This window comes from Corynebacterium sp. HMSC068H04 (assembly GCF_001811255.1).
GTDB classification, from domain to species: domain Bacteria; phylum Actinomycetota; class Actinomycetes; order Mycobacteriales; family Mycobacteriaceae; genus Corynebacterium; species Corynebacterium hesseae.
Window position 1 is genome coordinate 118250 of sequence record NZ_KV804026.1, and the last position, 17321, is coordinate 135570.

General features: G+C 60.5%; 14 protein-coding genes. 9 read left to right on the forward strand and 5 right to left on the reverse strand.

What is annotated here, in order from left to right; genetic code table 11:
- Nucleotides 1–6 precede the first annotated feature (6 nt).
- From HMPREF2792_RS12445 to HMPREF2792_RS12460, 4 genes are read right to left on the reverse strand one after another with little or no spacing between them, the layout of a single operon-like run.
- Nucleotides 7–378 carry a hypothetical protein gene (locus tag HMPREF2792_RS12445; RefSeq protein WP_070534017.1) on the reverse strand — a complete coding sequence of 124 codons (372 nt, stop codon included), beginning with the start codon at nucleotides 376–378 and terminating at the stop codon, nucleotides 7–9.
- A gap of 47 nt (nucleotides 379–425) precedes the next feature.
- Nucleotides 426–1175 carry a succinate dehydrogenase/fumarate reductase iron-sulfur subunit gene (locus HMPREF2792_RS12450; RefSeq protein WP_070534020.1) on the reverse strand — a complete coding sequence of 250 codons (750 nt, stop codon included), beginning with the start codon at nucleotides 1173–1175 and terminating at the stop codon, nucleotides 426–428.
- Nucleotides 1175–3196 (reverse strand): fumarate reductase/succinate dehydrogenase flavoprotein subunit, encoded by a 2022-nt coding sequence (locus tag HMPREF2792_RS12455; RefSeq protein ID WP_070521219.1) that lies wholly within the window; start codon nucleotides 3194–3196, stop codon nucleotides 1175–1177. The genes HMPREF2792_RS12450 and HMPREF2792_RS12455 overlap by 1 nt, the downstream gene beginning before the upstream one ends.
- Nucleotides 3197–3211: 15 nt before the next feature.
- Nucleotides 3212–3967 (reverse strand): succinate dehydrogenase cytochrome b subunit, encoded by a 756-nt coding sequence (locus tag HMPREF2792_RS12460; protein WP_070534023.1) that lies wholly within the window; start codon nucleotides 3965–3967, stop codon nucleotides 3212–3214.
- A gap of 401 nt (nucleotides 3968–4368) precedes the next feature.
- Here HMPREF2792_RS12460 and ramB point away from each other — a divergent pair, with 401 nt between their 5' ends.
- The gene (gene ramB, locus HMPREF2792_RS12465) at nucleotides 4369–5775 is read left to right on the forward strand and encodes an acetate metabolism transcriptional regulator RamB (protein ID WP_070534026.1); all 1407 of its coding nucleotides are present in this window, start codon (nucleotides 4369–4371) and stop codon (nucleotides 5773–5775) included.
- A 98-nt stretch (nucleotides 5776–5873) separates the two neighbouring features.
- Here the strand turns inward: ramB and lpdA are convergent, their stop codons facing one another.
- Entirely contained in the window at nucleotides 5874–7286 is a 1413-nt protein-coding gene (gene lpdA, locus HMPREF2792_RS12470) for a dihydrolipoyl dehydrogenase (protein ID WP_070534028.1), read from the reverse strand.
- 647 nt (nucleotides 7287–7933) lie between these two features.
- Between lpdA and HMPREF2792_RS12475 the strand changes: the two genes are divergently transcribed.
- The 8 genes from HMPREF2792_RS12475 (at nucleotide 7934) to HMPREF2792_RS12510 (ending at nucleotide 17241) form a co-directional block, all read left to right on the forward strand.
- Complete coding sequence (locus HMPREF2792_RS12475) at nucleotides 7934–9370, forward strand: alpha/beta hydrolase (RefSeq protein ID WP_070534031.1); 1437 nt, start codon at nucleotides 7934–7936, stop codon at nucleotides 9368–9370.
- A 37-nt stretch (nucleotides 9371–9407) separates the two neighbouring features.
- Complete coding sequence (locus tag HMPREF2792_RS12480) at nucleotides 9408–10487, forward strand: alpha/beta hydrolase (protein WP_070534034.1); 1080 nt, start codon at nucleotides 9408–9410, stop codon at nucleotides 10485–10487.
- 80 nt (nucleotides 10488–10567) lie between these two features.
- A complete protein-coding gene (locus HMPREF2792_RS12485; protein WP_070534038.1) occupies nucleotides 10568–11932 on the forward strand; it encodes a M1 family metallopeptidase in 1365 nt (454 codons plus the stop codon).
- Nucleotides 11933–11959: 27 nt separating this feature from the next.
- Nucleotides 11960–12964, forward strand: coding sequence for a dTDP-glucose 4,6-dehydratase (rfbB, locus tag HMPREF2792_RS12490; protein ID WP_070534043.1), 1005 nt, complete (start codon nucleotides 11960–11962; stop codon nucleotides 12962–12964).
- A 6-nt stretch (nucleotides 12965–12970) separates the two neighbouring features.
- On the forward strand, nucleotides 12971–14335 hold the full coding sequence (locus HMPREF2792_RS12495; protein ID WP_070534046.1) for a sugar nucleotide-binding protein: 1365 nt from the start codon (nucleotides 12971–12973) through the stop codon (nucleotides 14333–14335).
- Between the two features lie 117 nt (nucleotides 14336–14452).
- A complete protein-coding gene (rfbA, locus tag HMPREF2792_RS12500) occupies nucleotides 14453–15319 on the forward strand; it encodes a glucose-1-phosphate thymidylyltransferase RfbA (protein WP_070534049.1) in 867 nt (288 codons plus the stop codon).
- Nucleotides 15320–15495: 176 nt separating this feature from the next.
- Entirely contained in the window at nucleotides 15496–16365 is an 870-nt protein-coding gene (locus HMPREF2792_RS12505) for a DsbA family protein (RefSeq protein ID WP_118781231.1), read from the forward strand.
- Between the two features lie 81 nt (nucleotides 16366–16446).
- On the forward strand, nucleotides 16447–17241 hold the full coding sequence (locus HMPREF2792_RS12510; RefSeq protein WP_070534052.1) for a cytochrome c biogenesis CcdA family protein: 795 nt from the start codon (nucleotides 16447–16449) through the stop codon (nucleotides 17239–17241).
- The last annotated feature ends 80 nt before the right edge of the window (nucleotides 17242–17321 follow it).

Consider the following 17321-nt stretch of genomic DNA (forward strand, 5'->3'; position numbering starts at 1 on the left):
AGGTGCCTAGTTGATGCGGCCGGTTTCCTTGCGGTACTGGCGGTAGTAGCGGCGGCCGAAGTGGACGGAGCCGACTGCCAGGATGGCAACAACGACGAGCGCGATAGCGCCGACGATGATGTTGATTTGGTAGTCAGCACCAGCGGTGCCATCCGGGTAGAGCCACGTACCGAGGCCCCAAATGAGGATGCCGGCTGCCGGCAGGAGCGAGAGAATCAGGCCCATGCCCACCCAGGTGGAGGTGCGCAGCAACGAAGAGTGCGGTGCACCGTAGGATACGGGCTCGTAGCCCTCGATGTAGGAGTCCTGGATCTTGCCGGAGAACTCCGGGTAGGTCTCGCTGTGGTGATCAGCTACTGCCGGGTTGAGGTCGCTCATGGCTGAAACTTTCTCTCGTTCCTGTTAATCCTGTGAATGACTATAGCTTAGTCGTCCTTGCCGCGGAAAGCAGCACGTGCACGTTCGCGGGTAACCGCGGAAACCGCGGTCAGCGGCACACCAGCCGGGCACACATCAGCGCACTCGCCGTAGAGCGAGCAGTGGCCGAAGTTCTGCTCCAGATCGTCCACCATGTTGCGTGCGCGGCGGCCACGCTCTTCCTTGCCCAGCGGCATGAGGGAGAGGTGAACCAGCTTGGCACCGGTGAACAGGTGAGCAGCACCGTTCGGGCAGGATGCCACGCAGGCACCGCAGCCGATGCAGGCAGCGTGATCCAGGGCGTACTCGGAGGTCTCGTGGTTGATGTGCAGGGTGTCAGCATCCGGAGCGGTACCCGCATCCATGGACACGTAGCCGCCCTGCTCCATGACGTGGTCCAGCTTGGAGCGGTCCACGATCATGTCCTTGATCACCGGGTAGGCAGCGGAGCGGAAAGGCTCCAGCTTGATGGTGTCGCCGTCCTTGAACTGGAACAGGCGCTGCTGGCAGGCCGGGGTGTTCTGGCCTGGGCCGTGCGGGCGACCGTTGACCAGAAGGCCACAGGTACCACAGATGCCCTCACGGCAGTCGGAAGCGAATGCGAACGGCTCCTTGCCGGCCTCGATGAGGCCGTCGTTGACGTGGTCGAGCAACTCCAAGATGGACATCTGCTCGGCGGCGTCGTCAACCTGCACGGTTTCAAACTTGCCTTCTTGCGTCGGTCCGGCTTGACGCCAGATCTCAAGTGTCAGTTTCATTACTTGTAGTTCCTTGTCATCAGCGGGATCGAATCAAAGTACAGCGGCTCGGCGTGGCGGATGAACTCGCCCTCAGCAGCGCCCGGCTCCCATGCGGAGACGAAGCACCAGTTCTCGTCATCACGCTCGGCCTCGCCGTCCTCGGAGAGGTGGTCATCACGGAAGTGAGCACCACAGGACTCGTCGCGGTCGAGAGCGTCGATGCACATGAGCTCGCCCAGGTCGATGTAGTCAGCAACGCGCAGACCGTACTCGAGAACCTGGTTCATGTCATTGGCGTCGCCAGTAATGCGCACGTTAGCCCAGAATTCCTTGCGCAGTGCGCGAACCTTCTCGATGGCAACCTTGAGGTCCTCGACGTTACGGGACACGCCACAACCCCAGTAGAGGATGTCACCCAGCTGGCGGTGGTAGTACGCCGGGCCGTGCGGATCCTGACCCTGGATGGACATGAGGCGGTCGATGCGAGCCTGTGCGCGAGCAACAGTCTCGTTGGCCTCTGCCGAGTCCTCAGCCAGCTTGGCCTCACCCAGGTGGTGGGCCAGGTAGTTCGGGATGGTGAACGGCAGGGTGAACCAGCCGTCGACGGAAGCGGACAGCAGGGAGTTAGCACCCAGGCGGTTCGCACCGTGGTACGTCCAGGAGCACTCACCGGCGGCGAAGAGGCCGTCGATGGTGGTCATCTCATTGAAGTCCGTCCACAGGCCGCCCATGGTGAAGTGGCAGGTCGGAGCGATACGCATCGGGGTCTCATAAGCGGACTCACCAATAGCCTCTTCGTACATTTCGATGAGGTTGGAGTAGCGCTCGCGGATCTTGTCCTTGCCCAGGCGCTCGATGGCGTCGCGGAAGTCCAGGTACACGGAGTTGTGCAGCGGACCAACGCCCAGACCCTTGTTGATCTGCTGGGAGATGGCGCGGGAAGCCACGTCACGCGGGACGAGGTTACCGAAGGCCGGGTAGCGGCGCTCCAGGAAGTAATCGCGCTCCTCTTCCGGAATCTCGTTGGCAGGACGGTCATCCTTCTCCTTGATCGGAGACCAGATGCGGCCGTCGTTACGCAGCGACTCGGACATGAGGATGGTCTTGGACTGCCACTCGGAGTTGACCGGCAGGCCAGTCGGGTGGAACTGAATGAATGCCGGGGAAGCCAGGTAAGCACCGTTCTCGTACGCACGCATCATGGCACCAGCGTTCGAGTTCTTGGCCAGCGTGGACATGTGGTAGACGTTGCCATAACCGCCGGTACCGAGGATGACTGCGTGGCCGGTGAAGGCCTTGAGCTCGCCGGTGATGAGGTTACGGGTCACGATGCCGCCGGCGCGCTTCTTGCCGCCGTCGGTGTAGGTAATGATGTCCTGCAGGTCGTGGTGAGCGAAGAGCTCCACGTTGCCCAGACCAATCTGGCGGTAGAGCGCAGACGTGGTGGACAGCTGCAGCTGCTGGCCTGTTTGGCCACGGGTGTAGTAGGTACGGGAGACCTGCACGCCACCGAAGGAACGGGTAGCCAGGGTGCCGCCGTACTCGCGAGCGAACGGAGCGCCGATGGCGTTCATGTGGTCGATGACGCGGATGGACTCATAAGCCAAGCGCCAGCAGTCGGACTCGCGGCAGCGGTAGTCACCACCCTTAACGGTGTCCTTGGTATGGCGGTAAGCGGAGTCGTTATCCACCTTCTTGTGGCGGGAGGAGTTCACACCACCCTGCGCAGCAATGGAGTGCGCACGGCGCGGTGAATCGTGGTAGGTGAAGACCTTGACCTTGTAGCCCAGCTCGCCGAGAGCAGCGGCGGCGGAACCAGCGGACAGGCCGGTACCGACAACGATGATCTCGAACTTGCGGCGGTTCAGCGGGGAGACGAGCTCCATGTGGTCCTTCTGGTAGCTCCACATGTCCTTCATCGGGACACCGTGCGGCTCGTGGGACTCCAGGATGCGGCCCGGCTTAACGCCCGGGACGATGGACTGCGGGTGCGAGAAGTCAGGGTGCTCGCGCTTGAGTTCAGTGTTCGCGTTAGTCATGGGTTCAAAACTCCTTTAGCTGACCCAGCCCAGGGCGACGGACAACGGCATAACAATGTTTGCCAGGCACACGACGGCCGGGACGATGTACGCCAGGACAACAAAAACCTCGCGCCACTTTGCACCGGTGATGCCCAGGTCAGAAGCCGCAAGGCGGATACCGTGGGTCAGGTGCAGGAAGAGGCAGAGCATGGCGACGATGTAGACGATGGTCACCGGCCAGCGCGAGAAGGTTGCGATCATGTTGGCCTTAACGGCACCGTGAGCAAAAGCTTCTGCTGCAACCGGCTGGACACCAATCGTCAGGTCCAGAAGGTGGAAGATGATGAACAGGAGAAGCACGACGCCAGTAACCAGCATGCTCTTGGTGGCAAAGGAATCCATGCCGCCCATCAGGTTCGTGCGCTTGAACTTGCCGCGGGATGCCTTCGAGCGAGCGGTCAAAGCAAAAGCGCCGTAAATGTGAGCGATCACGCAGGCCAGCAGGACGATGCGAATGATCCACAGTGCGTGACCGCTCGGGATCAGTGGCGCACCAAGATTACGTAGGTAAGCGCCGTAGGCATCGAGTGCTTCCTGGCCGTCGTGAGCCGGCAAGTAAAGCTTCAGGTTGCCGGCCATGTGTCCCACAACGAAGAGCGCGAAGAACAGACCGGTAATTGCCATCGTCAGTTTCAAAGCCCAGGACGGAATTCCTGGCTTAGGACGAATCGTTTCATTAGTAATACGGCCGTGAGCGAGGGCTTCACGGTCAGGATTTTTTACAGACATGACACCTCCATTGTCGCCCTTACCTTACGCAGACCTTTGCGCTGACCACTAGTTATATCTTTGCTTTGCATACCCCCTCCCCCTCCTATGGTCCCCGTATTTAAACGAGTTAAGGCAAGGATCACCTTAGGCACCACACCTCTTTGACCGCTCTACCTTGATCACTTCCTTTTACGCAATATTGACCTTGCGAAAACATTTCACGGATGAGACTTTTGTCACAGGGTGTGGCCTGAGTGACGATCCTACCCCTTTAGGTGTCAAACTTTCGCTTGGTATACACCCCTATCGCCCGCTCGGCACCCCGCCAGCACCCCCACTTCGCAGCGGAGTTAAAATACTTCACACATTCCTTGCAAAACAATTGTTATGACCGAAAGGCACTAGGTAACCTAGCTCACATGAGCAAGACATACGTGGGTTCGCGCCTGCGCCAGCTGCGCCGCGAACGTGATCTCAGCCAAGCTACTCTCGCCGCTACGCTGGGGCTTTCAGCTAGCTACGTCAATCAGATTGAGCATGACGTGCGCCCCCTTACCGTCCCGGTCTTGCTGAAAATCACTGAAGCCTTTGGTGTGGATGCCACGTTCTTCTCCCGCGATGATGATTCACGCCTGCTTGCGGAAATCCAGGATGTCGTCCAAGACCAGGAAATCTGCCCCTCCCCCGTGGAGCTTCAGGAATTGTCCGAATTGGTCTACAACCACCCCACCGTTGCCCGCACGCTCGTGGATATCCACCGCCGCTACCGCAATATTCGTGACAAGCTCTCGCTCGCCACCGATACCCGACGCTCGGACGGGAACCAGGCACTGTCCATGCCTCACGACGAAGTGCGGGACTTCTTTTATGCCCGGCAGAACTATCTCGACGAGTTGGATATCCACGCAGAAGAAACTGCCTCGGAGCTCAACGTCATCCCCTTCCACATTCGCGACATTGAACAGGCGCTTAATGAGCGGCTCACTTCCAAACACGGCGTGGAGATTCTCACGACCGATCGGATGGATGGCACCCTGCATCGCTTCGACAAGGAGAGTGGCACCCTTCGCCTTGCCAGCCGCCTGAGCGTGGGCCAGCGCGCCTTCCGTATGGCGGCAGAGTTGGGTTTCCTCGAGGCGGGCGCGCTAATCGACGCCCTCGTGGACGAAGAACCCTTCACCTCGGACGCCTCCATCAACCTGGCCAAGCGTGGAATCGCCAACTACTACGCCGCCGCCACACTGCTCCCCTACAGCCTCATCCATAGTGAGGCCGAGCAATCCGGGTATGACGTGGAGTACCTCTGCAACGTCTTTGGCGTGGGCTACGAGACAATTGCCTCGCGCCTCTCCACGCTGCAGCGCCCCAACAAGCGCGGAATCCCCTTTACTTTCGTGAGGGTTGATCGCGCCGGCAACATGTCCAAGCGCCAATCGGCCACGGGCGTGCACTTTTCCAATTCCGGTGGTACGTGCCCGCTATGGAACGTGTATGAGTCCTTCACCCGCCCCAACACCATCTCGCGTCAGCTGGCGCAGATGCCGGATGGCCGCAACTACCTCTGGATTTCACGGACGGTGAGCTACCCCCAGGGCCGTTTCGGCGATACCAATAAACTCTTCTCTATCGGCTTGGGCTGCGAGGCGCGCCACGCCAGCCGCACGGTCTATGCCCAAGGCCTCAACCTCGATGCCCTTTCTGCCGCAACCCCCATCGGCGCCGGCTGCCGTACTTGTCCTCGCCAGAATTGTGCTCAACGCGCCTTCCCGGCCATTAATGAAGAGCTGGTGGTCGACGCCCACCGTTCAGCCGTCGCACCGTACTAATGAGCCAGTAGCGTTACGGCGCTAAAACCAACGCTCCCCCTCAATCCCTTTGCCGGGATTGAGGGGGAGCGTTCTTGTTTTGGCTTCTCGCCTTGGCCTTAGAGGTTAATCATGTGGCCGCCGATACCCTCGGCAGCTTCCTTCATAGCCTCAGACAGCGTCGGGTGGGTATGAATGTTGCGTCCGATTTCCTCAGCGGTGAGGTCGAAGCGCTGCGCCAGGGTCAGCTCCGGCAGCAGCTCGGAAACGTTGGAGCCCACCATGTGGCCGCCGATGAGCTCACCGAATTCGCCGTCAGCAATAAGCTTGACGAAGCCCGCGGTCTCATTCAGGCCGGCCGCCTTGCCGTTAGCGGAGAATGGGAAGGTAGCGACCTTAATGTCGCGGTCAGCGAACTTCTCACGAGCCTGCTCCTCGGTGTAGCCGAAGGAGGCAACCTGCGGGTTGCAGAAGGTGGCGCGTGGCATGTTCATGTAGTCACCCAACAGCTGGGTCTCAGCGCCGGCGATGACCTCAGCGGCCACGACACCCTGTGCCTCAGCCACGTGTGCGAGCTGCAGCTTCGCGGTGACGTCGCCAATGGCGTAGATGCCCTCCACATTGGTGCGCATGTAGTCATCGATGGCGATGGCACCGCGCTCGGTGAGCTCGACACCGGTGTTCTCCAGGCCGAAGCCCTCGGTGCGCGGGGCGAAGCCAATGGAGACCATGCAGCGGTCCACGGTCAGCGTATCGGTCTTGGAGCCGTCCTTGGACTCGACCTCAACGGTGACATTGTCGCCGTTGTCCTTGATGGCGGTGGTCTTGTAGCCGGTCAGGAGCTTCACGCCGAGCTTCTTGTATTCCTTGGCGATGGCCTTGGAGACATCCTTATCCTCGTTCGGCAGGACGCGGTCCATGAACTCCACGATGGTCACGTCCACGCCGTAGTTGGCCAGAACGTAAGCAAACTCCATGCCGATGGCGCCTGCGCCAACGATCACCATGGAATCCGGAGCCTCATCGTTGAGGATCTGCTCCTCGAAGGACACGATGTTGCCGCCGATTTCCACGCCCGGAAGGGAACGAACGACGGAGCCGGTGGCGATAATGCAGTTATCAAAGGTAATGGTCTTACCTTTGTCATCGCCCTCAGTAATCTCGATGGTCTTGGCGTCCTTGAAGGAGCCCAAGCCATTGATCTCCGTAATGCCGTTCTTCTTCATCAGGTAGTGCACACCCTTGACGATGCCCTCCGACACCTTGCGGGAGCGCTTGTGCGCAACGCCGAAGTCGAAAGAAACATCGCCGGAAATACCGAAGGCCTTAGCCTCATGGTTGAAGGTGTGTGCAACCTCAGCGTTCTTAAGAAGAGCCTTGGACGGGATGCAGCCCACGTTGAGGCAGACACCACCCCAGTACTGCTTCTCAATAACGGCAACCTTCTTGCCCAGCTGGGCAGCGCGGATGGCGGACACGTAGCCGCCGGGGCCCGCGCCGAGTACTACAACGTCAAAATGTTCATTAGTCACGTTCTACAGGATACGTAACTTTATGCTCGCTGTCCCACCACCCCCGCCCTGCACCCGCTGGACAGCGCATAGCAGTCAGGATGCTTTCAACACCTTCGGGCAAAAATAAACCCTTAACCCCCAAGAAGGGGATTAAGGGAAAGAAAACGAGGGCACAGCCCTCAACAAATTATTTAGAACAGGCCCCAGTCCAGGGCAGCCTTCGAGGAGGTGGAGGAGCCAGAGTGAGCGATCTGGCCCAGCACCTGGTTGATGGAAACGAGGATGGTGTCAAAAAAGTTCATTCTTCTTCTTTCTGTTGTTGTTCTAGCGGCGCGTACGGCTTCATGCAGCGTCCTCTAGCGAGGCCACGACGATGCAGGACGGTCGCCGCCAAAAGCGGTCACGGTACCTAGCCCCACTAACGAAGGAGACGGCCGTTACGTTACATAGCCCACGAATAGGCGCGGAAAGATTATGACACGGTTTTCACTTCAATACCACCATTCACTTTTATAACTTGGTATGTTTAATCTGACTACCCTTATCTTCGGGGGTGCTGAATTACCCATCTATCAGCACTTTTGCCCACGTCAAGGGTGGTTTGTCCGGAGCATCTTTTAAACTTGCCCCTACACTTCCGCTCATCACTTAGAAAGCGAGATTCCATGAAGACTGCGCGCTCTCTCACGACGCTTGCGGCGGCCTCCGCCTTAGCCCTCGGCGCCGTCGTTTCCCCTATCGCCAGCGCATCCGACGTTAAACCGGATCAAATCAGCGGTGAGGCTACACCGTCCGATATTTCCGAGCTCGACCTTTACACCGAACTCGAGGAGTACCTGCCCAAGGATGAGGCCGGCAACCCATCGCCGTCCCGCGAACAGTATGAGGCTTCCTTCGACAAGCAGGTCACCTTTAAAAACGTCGATATCAAGAAAATCCCGGATGACAAAAAGTGGATGGGCTACGTCTTCAAGTACTGGGATTATCGCCACATCGTTAAGACCATCAAGGCCACCGCTCCTGCAATGGATAACCGCGACGTTCCCCTCGCGGTGATCACCCCGGATGGCACCTTTGATGCTTCCCGCCCTACCCTCTACTTGCTCAACGGTGCCGGCGGCGCCGAGCAGGGAATGGACTGGATTGTCTCCACCGTGGCCAAGGACCTTGATCCGAAGACGGAGAAGACTCAGGACCTCGTTCACTATTACGCCAACCGTAACGTCAACGTTGTCATCCCGCAGGCGGGCGCTTTCTCCTATTACACCGACTGGCTGACCACCCCGGACCGCAGCTACCTCAAGGGCCCGCAGAAGTGGGAGACCTTCCTAACCAAGGAGCTTCCTGGCCCGCTGGAGAAGCACATTAACGGCAACGGCAAGCGCGGCATTGCCGGCATGTCCATGTCCGCTACCTCCTCGCTGGTACTGGCCCAGCACAACCCGAACTTCTACGATGCCATCGGCTCCTACTCCGGTTGCGCTGCTACCTCGACGCCGCTGCCGAACTTCTACTCGCAGCTCACGGTGAACCGCGGTGGCGGAAGCACCGAGCAGATGTGGGGACCGATGGGCGGTGACTACAACCGCTACAACGATGGCCTCATCAACGCCACGAAGAACAACATGGGCAACTCCAAGGTCTATGTTTCCGCCAACTCTGGTTTGGCTGGGGCAACTGACTTGGGCTCGTCCAAGATTGATGCCTTGGGCTCGTCCCAGGCCTTCAAGTCCTCCTCCACCCTCGTGGTTGAGGGCGGCGTAATCGAAGCAGCCATGAACGCCTGCACCCATGACCTGAAGGCAAAGATGGAGCGCGAGGGCGTCGACGCGGTCTTTAACCTGCGCAACACCGGTACCCACTCCTGGCCGGGATGGTTGGATGACGTCAACTCCTCCTGGCCTACCTACGCACGCGCCTTTGGCCTTCCCGTCGATCCAGCTGAGCCTGTAGCGACTGCGTATTCAGCAGATGCGGATTCGGACGCTAACGAAAAGGCCGCCGATGCCGATAGTCAGGATGCGAAAAAGGCGGAGGCGGAAGCAGACACCGAAGGCCTCGCTGATTCCCTGCCAGAAGATCCTGCGGTGACCGAGCAGTAAGCTCAATCGCCGTACCAATTGTTGAATAAGGAACGTAATGAAGCGTCTTAGCTCTCTCCTCGCCGCCGGCGCGCTCAGCGCAGCCGCGCTGGTCAGCCCCGTTGCAGGTGCTGCCACCATCACACCGCAGCAGGTTGCGGGTGACACTGCCCTATCCACGATCTCGGACCTGCAGGTCACCCCGGAGGTGGAGAGCCAGAAGTGGTATGACCACTACAAGGATGATGCCCGCGTTCTCAAGCTGGAGGCTACGTCGCCGGCGATGAACGGCCGCGCCATTCCGCTGGCTGTCATCCCGGCCAAGAACCCGGACCGCCCGACGGTCTACCTGCTCAACGGCGCTGGTTCCGCCGAGCAGGATTCCGACTGGCTGTACATGTCCGATGTCGTGGATTTCTACGCGAACAAGGACGTCAACGTTGTGGTTCCGCAGGCAGGTGCCTTCTCCTACTACACCGACTGGCTGGAAGAGCCTAACGGCAAGTACCTCAAGGGCCCGCAGAAGTGGGAGACCTTCCTGACCAAGGAGCTGCCTGGCCCGCTGGAGGAGCGTCTGAACGCAAGCAATAAGCGTGCCATCGCCGGCATGTCCATGTCCGCGACGTCCTCGCTGCTGCTAGCCCAGCACAATCAGGGCTTCTATGACGCGGTCGGTTCCTTCGCCGGTTGTGCCGCAACCGCCTACCCCACCGAGTATGAGTTCCTGCGCCTCACCGTCAACCGCGGTGGCGGCCAGCCGGAGCAGATGTGGGGCCCGATGGGCTCTGCCTACAACCGCTACAACGACGCCCTGATGAACTCCGAGAAGCTGCGCGGCACCAAGCTGTACATCTCCTCTGCATCGGGCTTCGCGGGTGAGCAGGATACGCCGTCTTATTACATCAACAAGGGATACAACCCGGCGGCTGCTTATCTGGGCTCGGCTCAGTTGCAGGTAGAAGGCGGCGTCATCGAGGCGGCCGTGAACCACTGCACCCACATGCTCAAGGCAAAGCTGGATCAGCAGAACATTCCGGCAAACTACAACTTCCGCAATGTGGGTACGCACTCCTGGCCGGGCTGGCGCGAGGACTTGGTGAAGTCCTGGCCTACCTTTGAGGAAGCCTTCAACTCCTAAACAGCAAGCCGCGCACGTCACACCGTGCGCGCTCCCCTGGCTTCGGACAAGCCGGACAAGGGCGGTAGGATAGCGGCATTATGAAGCTGCTTTCCACCGCCCTTTCGCATATCTCAGCCGCTCGCGACCGCGCCGCACTCACTCGAGATAGCTACACGGGGGTGGATTTCAACCTCGGCTTCGAGGTCACCCACTATGACTTGGATCTGACCTACCGCGTGGAGCCCAACCTGCTCCAGGGTGAAGCCGTGCTCCATATTCGTGCGCTGGAGGACCTAGACAAGCTCACCCTCGACCTCGGCGGCGCCATGGTGGCTCGCCGCATCACGGCGAAGCACGCGCCGCGCGTGGCCAAATTCCGCCTATCCGGCGGAAAGCTGCGCCTAAACTTTGCCGACGTAATCGCGGAAGGCCAAGAGTTTGAGCTTTGCATTCGGTATGGCGGAGCACCCCGCCCGCTGCGCACGCCGTGGGGTGACATCGGGTGGGAAGAAACAGAGTCAGGCTCGCTGGTGGCCAGCCAGCCCAACGGCGCGCCCAGCTGGTTCCCCTGTGATGACACCCCGTCGGCAAAGGCCACCTACGATATTCGCATCACCGCGGATGATCCTTTCGTTGTCATCTCCAACGGCAAGCTGGTCTCTCGCCGCCGCGCGGGCGGATCCATGACGCGCTGGCACTACCGCGTCAAGCACCCCATGGCCACCTATTTGGCCACGGTCCAGGTCGGCGAATACATCGACATTCCCCTCGGCCCCAACGTCCGTGCGTGGGCACCGGCCCGCCTCAAGCAGGTAGTACTCGAAGAATTTGCCCAGCAGCAGGAGATGGTGGATTTCTACTCCGCACTCTTTGGCCACTACCCCTTCTCCGACTACCAAGTAGTCATCACCGACGATGAGCTGGAAATCCCCCTCGAAGCCCAGGGCCTGTCCATCTTCGGCTCCAACCACGTCAAGGGCGATCACGTCTTCGAGCGGCTCATCGCGCACGAGCTCTCCCACCAGTGGTTCGGCAACTCCGTGGGCCTTTCGGAGTGGAAGGATATCTGGCTCAACGAAGGTTTCGCCTGCTACTGCGAGTGGCTGTGGTTCGAGCATGCGCATGGCCGCCCAGCACATGAATCGGCGCGCTCGCACTATCAGGTGCTGGCCCGCAAGAAGCAGGACATCGTGCTCAGTGATCCTGGTACGCGCGATATGTTTGATGACCGCGTCTACAAGCGCGGCGCTCTGACCGTCCACGCGCTGCGCTGCCTCGTAGGCGATGAGGCCTTCTTTGCCACGGTGCGGGACTACCTCACCGCAGCGCAGCACTCGGTCGTGACCCCGGAGGACCTCATCAGCCGCATGCGCAAGGTTGCTGAGAACCCGGGTGACGTCGACAAGCTCGTGGCACAGTGGCTGGATCAACCGGCGCTGCCTCATTTCCCCACAGTCGCCTAAACAGGGCATGCTCTAAACTGGGAGACCATGCGCAGACTGCTTGTTACCGGCGGCGCCGGCTTTATTGGTGCAAACTTCGTGCGGCTCGTGGCCCAGCAGCGCCCGGAGGTGGAGATCACCGTCCTGGATAAGCTCACCTACGCGGGCAACCGCGCCAACCTCGACGGCGTGGACGCCGAGCTCGTGGTGGGAGACGTGGCGGATGAGGGGGTCGTCGACAAGCTCGTAGCGCACGCCGATACCGTGGTGCACTTCGCGGCGGAATCCCATAATGACAACTCCCTACGGGATCCTTCGCCCTTCCTCCACACAAACATCATGGGCACCTTCGTGCTGCTGGAGGCCTGCCGCCGCCACGATGTGCGCCTCCATCATGTCTCCACCGATGAGGTTTTTGGGGACCTGGAGATCGGCGCCGATACCTACTTCACGGAGGAAACTCCCTATAACCCGTCTTCGCCCTATTCGGCCACGAAGGCCGGTTCGGACCACCTGGTGCGCGCGTGGGTGCGCAGTTTTGGGCTGCGGGCAACCATTTCGAATTGCTCCAATAATTACGGCCCCTACCAGCACATTGAGAAGTTCATTCCGCGGCAGATCACCAACCTGCTTCTAGGCCAGCCGGCGAAGCTTTATGGCACCGGCGAGCAGGTGCGCGATTGGATTCACGTGGATGACCACAATGAGGCGGTGCTCGCCATCCTGGACCGCGGGCGCCTTGGGGAGACCTATAACATCGGCGCCGACCAGGAGGATACGAATAACCGCCAGGTCATCGAGATGATCTGTGAGCTCATGGGGGCGACGGATAATGGCCGGGCGCGTTTCGAGCACGTGGCGGACCGCCCGGGCCATGACCAGCGCTACGCCATGGATGCCAGCAAGCTGCGCCGCGAGCTGGGCTGGGCCCCGCGCTACACGGATCTGCGGGAGGGCCTGGCCGCCACCATTGAGTGGTACCGCGCCCACGAGGAGTGGTGGCGCGCGGGCAAGGAAGAAGTCGAAGCCAACTACGCGAAGCAAGGACAATAAATAGCCATGAAGGTGCAGTCAACGGCCATCGAGGGCCTGCTCATTGTTCAGCTCGACGTCCACGGGGATAACCGCGGCTGGTTCAAGGAGAACTGGCAGCGCGAAAAGATGGTGGCGGCCGGGCTACCGGACTTCCAGCCGGTGCAGAACAACGTCTCCTTCAATGCGGAGAAGGGGGTTACGCGCGGGCTGCACGCGGAGCCCTGGGACAAGCTGGTCTCCGTGGCCTCCGGCCGGGCCTTCGGCGCGTGGTGCGATCTGCGTGAGGGCTCTGCCACCTTCGGGCAGCTGGTGACCCACGAGCTGTGCGAGGACGTGGCGGTCTTCGTGCCGCGCGGCGTGGCCAACGGTTTCCAGGCGCTGGAGGCCTGCGCCTACTCCTACCTGGTCAATGACCACTGGTCCCCGGATGCGGAATACACCTGCGTCAACCTGGACATGGTGGACTGGCCGCTGGATCCGACGGAGTTCTCAGATAAGGACAAGGAGCACCCCGCGCTTGCCGACGTCTCCCCCATGCCCCCTCGCCGCATCCTGGTCACCGGGGCCAACGGGCAACTGGGCCGCGCATTAAAGAAGTTCCTGCCTTCCGCTGGCTTGGGTGCGGTGGAGTTCTGTGGGCACGAGGATTTCGATATCACCAACCCGCCTGCACGCCCGTGGAAGCAGTACTCCGCCATCATCAACTGCGCAGCGTACAACGATGTCAACGGCGCGGAGGACGATCGCGCCGCGGCCTGGGCGGTCAACGCTTCCGCACCGGCGAAGCTCGCGCGCATTGCGGCGGAGAATAACCTGACCTTGGTGCACGTGTCCAGCGACTACATCTTCGATGGTTCTAACGAGGTCCACTCCGAGGAAGAAATGCCTTCCCCGCTGTCGGCCTATGGGGCGTCGAAAGCCGCGGGCGATACCGCCGCGCAGACCGCCCCGCGCCACTATGTCATCCGCACCTCGTGGGTCTTCGGCGATGGTGCCAACTTCATGTCCACGATGCGCTCGCTGGCGAATAAGGGGGTCAAGCCCTCCGTCATCCACGATCAGCGCGGGCGCCCCACCTTTGCCGAGGACCTGGCCAAGGGCATTATCCACCTGCTCAAGACCGAAGCCGAGTACGGCGTGTACAACATCTCCAACTCCGGTGATGCGGTGGGACGCGATGAAATTGCCATGGCCGTCTTCACCGGCGTGGGCCAGGACCCTGCGGATGTCACGCCGGTGAGCACCGAGCAGTACCGCGAGATCGCCGGGCCCGAGGCTCCCCGCCCGAAGGAGTCCACCTTCGATCTGTCCAAGATTGAAGCCACCGGCTTTAAGCCGATGAATTGGCGGGCCGCTTTGGCGCTCTACCTGGGACTTTACCCGGCATAACACTCAACATAACACTTAACTTCCCACGTGTTATGTTATGTGGGAAGTTAAGTGTTATGCTCGCCAGCCCGCGCCGCCGCACCCCGGCGCGAGCCCCCTCCGTTAAGCTTAAAGCCCATGAAGGGCATCATTCTCGCAGGCGGTTCTGGAACCCGCCTCTACCCCATCACCAAGGGCATCTCGAAGCAGCTCATGCCCATCTATGACAAGCCGATGGTCTACTATCCCCTGACCACCCTGATCCAGGCCGGCATACGCGAGATCCTCATCATCACCACCCCAGAAGACCAGGCCGCCTTCCAACGCCTGCTTGGCGATGGCTCCCAGCTCGGCCTCATGCTGCACTATGCGGTGCAGCCGCGCCCCGAAGGCTTGGCCCAGGCCTTCCTCATCGCCGAAGACTTCATCGCCGAGGATGACGTGGCCCTTGTCCTGGGTGACAACATCTTTGACGGCCACGGCTTCTCCACCGCGCTGAACGAATGCCACCGCCCAGACGGCGGCATCATCTTTGCCTACGAGGTCTCCGATCCGCAGCGCTATGGCGTTGTGGACTTTGACTCCGCAGGCCAGGCTCTATCCATCGAGGAAAAGCCCGCCGCGCCCAAGTCCAACCACGCTGTGGTCGGCTTGTACTTCTATGACAATTCCGTGGTGGAGATTGCCAAGTCCATCACGCCCAGCGCGCGCGGGGAACTAGAGATCACCGCCGTCAACGAGGAGTACCTGCGCCGCGGGCGGCTACGCGTCAAGCGCATGCAGCGCGGTGATGTCTGGCTGGATACCGGCACGGTGGACTCCATGAGTGAGGCTTCGGCCTACGTCGAGGTGATGCAGAAGCGTACCGGCACCGTCATTGGTTCGCCGGAGGTCGCAGCCTTTGCGGAAGGCTTCATCGATGCCGCGGCACTCACGGAGCTGGCAGAGCCCCTCCTGAAGTCCGGCTATGGCCGTTATCTTCTCGCCGCTGCCCAAGAGGGCTGAGACCGAGGTACATATCGATCAAATAAGGTCCGAAAACCAACGGAATCTGAGGCCTTATTTGATCGATCCGTACGTGCTTAAGCCTCCCCGCCTAGTTTCAGGACGTCCTTAAGCATCCCTGCCCTGTATCAGGAGCCGCCTCACCCAAACGGGTCTAAACGCGTTAAGGTAATCGCATGCCTAGTTCATCCTCTCGCCCCACCAGTGATTCGAAGAAATCAGCGCTATCCACCATCAGCCCCGTGGCATGGGGATTGTTGGTGATCGTTGTTATCTTGGCCGTCATCATTGGCTTCCTGCTTGCAGAGCGCACCTCTTCCGGCGATGAAAGCACTCCCGCAGCGCAGGAGACCGCAACGAGCACGGCGACAGCCGAAGACCTGGCGAAAGATGCCGCCAAGGCCACGCCCGGCACGAAGTTCTCCGATGGGAAGGGTGACCCGATGATGTTCGGGCCCGGCGGTGACACCATGTCTAGGGATATCACGGTGGTACACCGCAAAAAGGAGAACGATCCTTTCGCCGTGGGTGCGGTGGATGCGCCCGTGGTGATTTCGGAGTTCTCCGATTTCGAGTGCCCGTTCTGCTCCCGCCACGCCAATGTCACCGAGCCGGATATCCTTAAGAAGTACGTGGAAAAGGGCCTGGTACGCATCGAGTGGAATGACTACCCTGTAAACGGCCCCGCCGCCATCGAGGCCGCCAAGGCTGGGCGCGCGGCCGCGGCGCAGGGTAAGTTCCAGGAGTTCAAGCACGAGCTCTATGCCGCCAGCAAGGACATCAGTGGCCACCCGGAATTCGGCATCGAGGACTTCATGAAGTTTGCCAAGAAGGCGGGCGTTGCGGACCTGGATAAGTTCCGCCAGCAGGCCACGGATGATACCTACACTGAGGTCGTTGAAACGGCCACCAGCTATGCCTCCCAGATCGGCATTACGGGCACCCCGGCATTCGTGGTCGGAGATCAGTTCGTCGGTGGTGCGCAGCCGCCCGAGGCTTTTGAACAGATCATCCAAGAGCAGCTGGGAAAGGCGGCCAATGCCTAAACCACCGCTGATCGTGTGGGTCTTCATCGCGCTGGTTATTGTGACCGCCTTATTGGGCGGTTATGCAGTGGGGGTGAGCCTGTGAGCATCGGAATCTTCGGCGCCGTTATCGCCGGCGTGCTGACCTTGATCAGCCCCTGTTCAGCGCTGTTAGTGCCGGCCTTCTTTGCCTATGCCTTCGATTCGCAGCGCCAGCTGCTGTTCAAGACTTTGGTCTTCTTTTTGGGTCTGTGTACCACGCTCGTACCCATCGGCATGGGCCTGGCCGCCGTGCTGGCGCAGTATCGTAGCCAGGTCATCACGGTGGCGGGCTGGATCATCATTGCGCTGGGAATCTTTACCGCCCTGGGCGGTGGCTTCCGCATCCCCGGCATGGATGCCCTGTCCGGCAAAGCACGGGGCAAAGTGTTTCTGCTCGGCGCGGTTTATGGCTTCGCCGGCTTTTGCGCGGGCCCACTCCTGGGCGCTGTCCTCACCACGGCCGCTGCGTCGGGAAGCGCGCTCTACGGCGGGCTCATCATGGTAGCTTATGCCGCGGGCATGGCCGCGCCGCTCTTTGTGCTGGCTGCGCTGTGGGAGCGCCTCGATGTGGGTTCGTGGTCGTGGCTTCGCGGACGCGAAGTCACTCTGGGCCCCGTGCGCACGAATACCCTCTCCCTCGTATCGGGCGCATTCTTCGTGCTCATCGGCGTGCTGTTTATCTTGAGCTACGGCAGCGCAACACTACCCGCGGCCTTAAGCACAGATGCGCAGTTCGCGGTGCAAGAAAAAGCCCGCGCCTTCAGCGCGGGCGTGGCGGATGCGTGGGTCTGGTTCGGGCTTTCACTCGCCGCCACGGTGGTGGCAGGAGTAAAGGCCTCCCGCACGCCGGCCTAGAGCTAAGCTTGTGATGTCTAGGGACTTTTTGGACGCGGAGTCCAGGAGGTTTTTGGACGGGATGTCTAGTGGCTTTTTGG

Bases quoted from the DNA above. Each gene is read 5' to 3' on its own strand.
- HMPREF2792_RS12445 (WP_070534017.1), bottom strand. From the start codon at position 378: ATGAGCGACCTCAACCCGGCAGTAGCTGATCACCACAGCGAGACCTAC.
- HMPREF2792_RS12450 (WP_070534020.1), bottom strand. From the start codon at position 1,175: ATGAAACTGACACTTGAGATCTGGCGTCAAGCCGGACCGACGCAAGAA.
- HMPREF2792_RS12455 (WP_070521219.1), bottom strand. From the start codon at position 3,196: ATGACTAACGCGAACACTGAACTCAAGCGCGAGCACCCTGACTTCTCG.
- HMPREF2792_RS12460 (WP_070534023.1), bottom strand. From the start codon at position 3,967: ATGTCTGTAAAAAATCCTGACCGTGAAGCCCTCGCTCACGGCCGTATT.
- ramB (WP_070534026.1), top strand. From the start codon at position 4,369: ATGAGCAAGACATACGTGGGTTCGCGCCTGCGCCAGCTGCGCCGCGAA.
- HMPREF2792_RS12475 (WP_070534031.1), top strand. From the start codon at position 7,934: ATGAAGACTGCGCGCTCTCTCACGACGCTTGCGGCGGCCTCCGCCTTA.
- HMPREF2792_RS12480 (WP_070534034.1), top strand. From the start codon at position 9,408: ATGAAGCGTCTTAGCTCTCTCCTCGCCGCCGGCGCGCTCAGCGCAGCC.
- HMPREF2792_RS12485 (WP_070534038.1), top strand. From the start codon at position 10,568: ATGAAGCTGCTTTCCACCGCCCTTTCGCATATCTCAGCCGCTCGCGAC.
- rfbB (WP_070534043.1), top strand. From the start codon at position 11,960: ATGCGCAGACTGCTTGTTACCGGCGGCGCCGGCTTTATTGGTGCAAAC.
- HMPREF2792_RS12495 (WP_070534046.1), top strand. From the start codon at position 12,971: ATGAAGGTGCAGTCAACGGCCATCGAGGGCCTGCTCATTGTTCAGCTC.
- rfbA (WP_070534049.1), top strand. From the start codon at position 14,453: ATGAAGGGCATCATTCTCGCAGGCGGTTCTGGAACCCGCCTCTACCCC.
- HMPREF2792_RS12505 (WP_118781231.1), top strand. From the start codon at position 15,496: ATGCCTAGTTCATCCTCTCGCCCCACCAGTGATTCGAAGAAATCAGCG.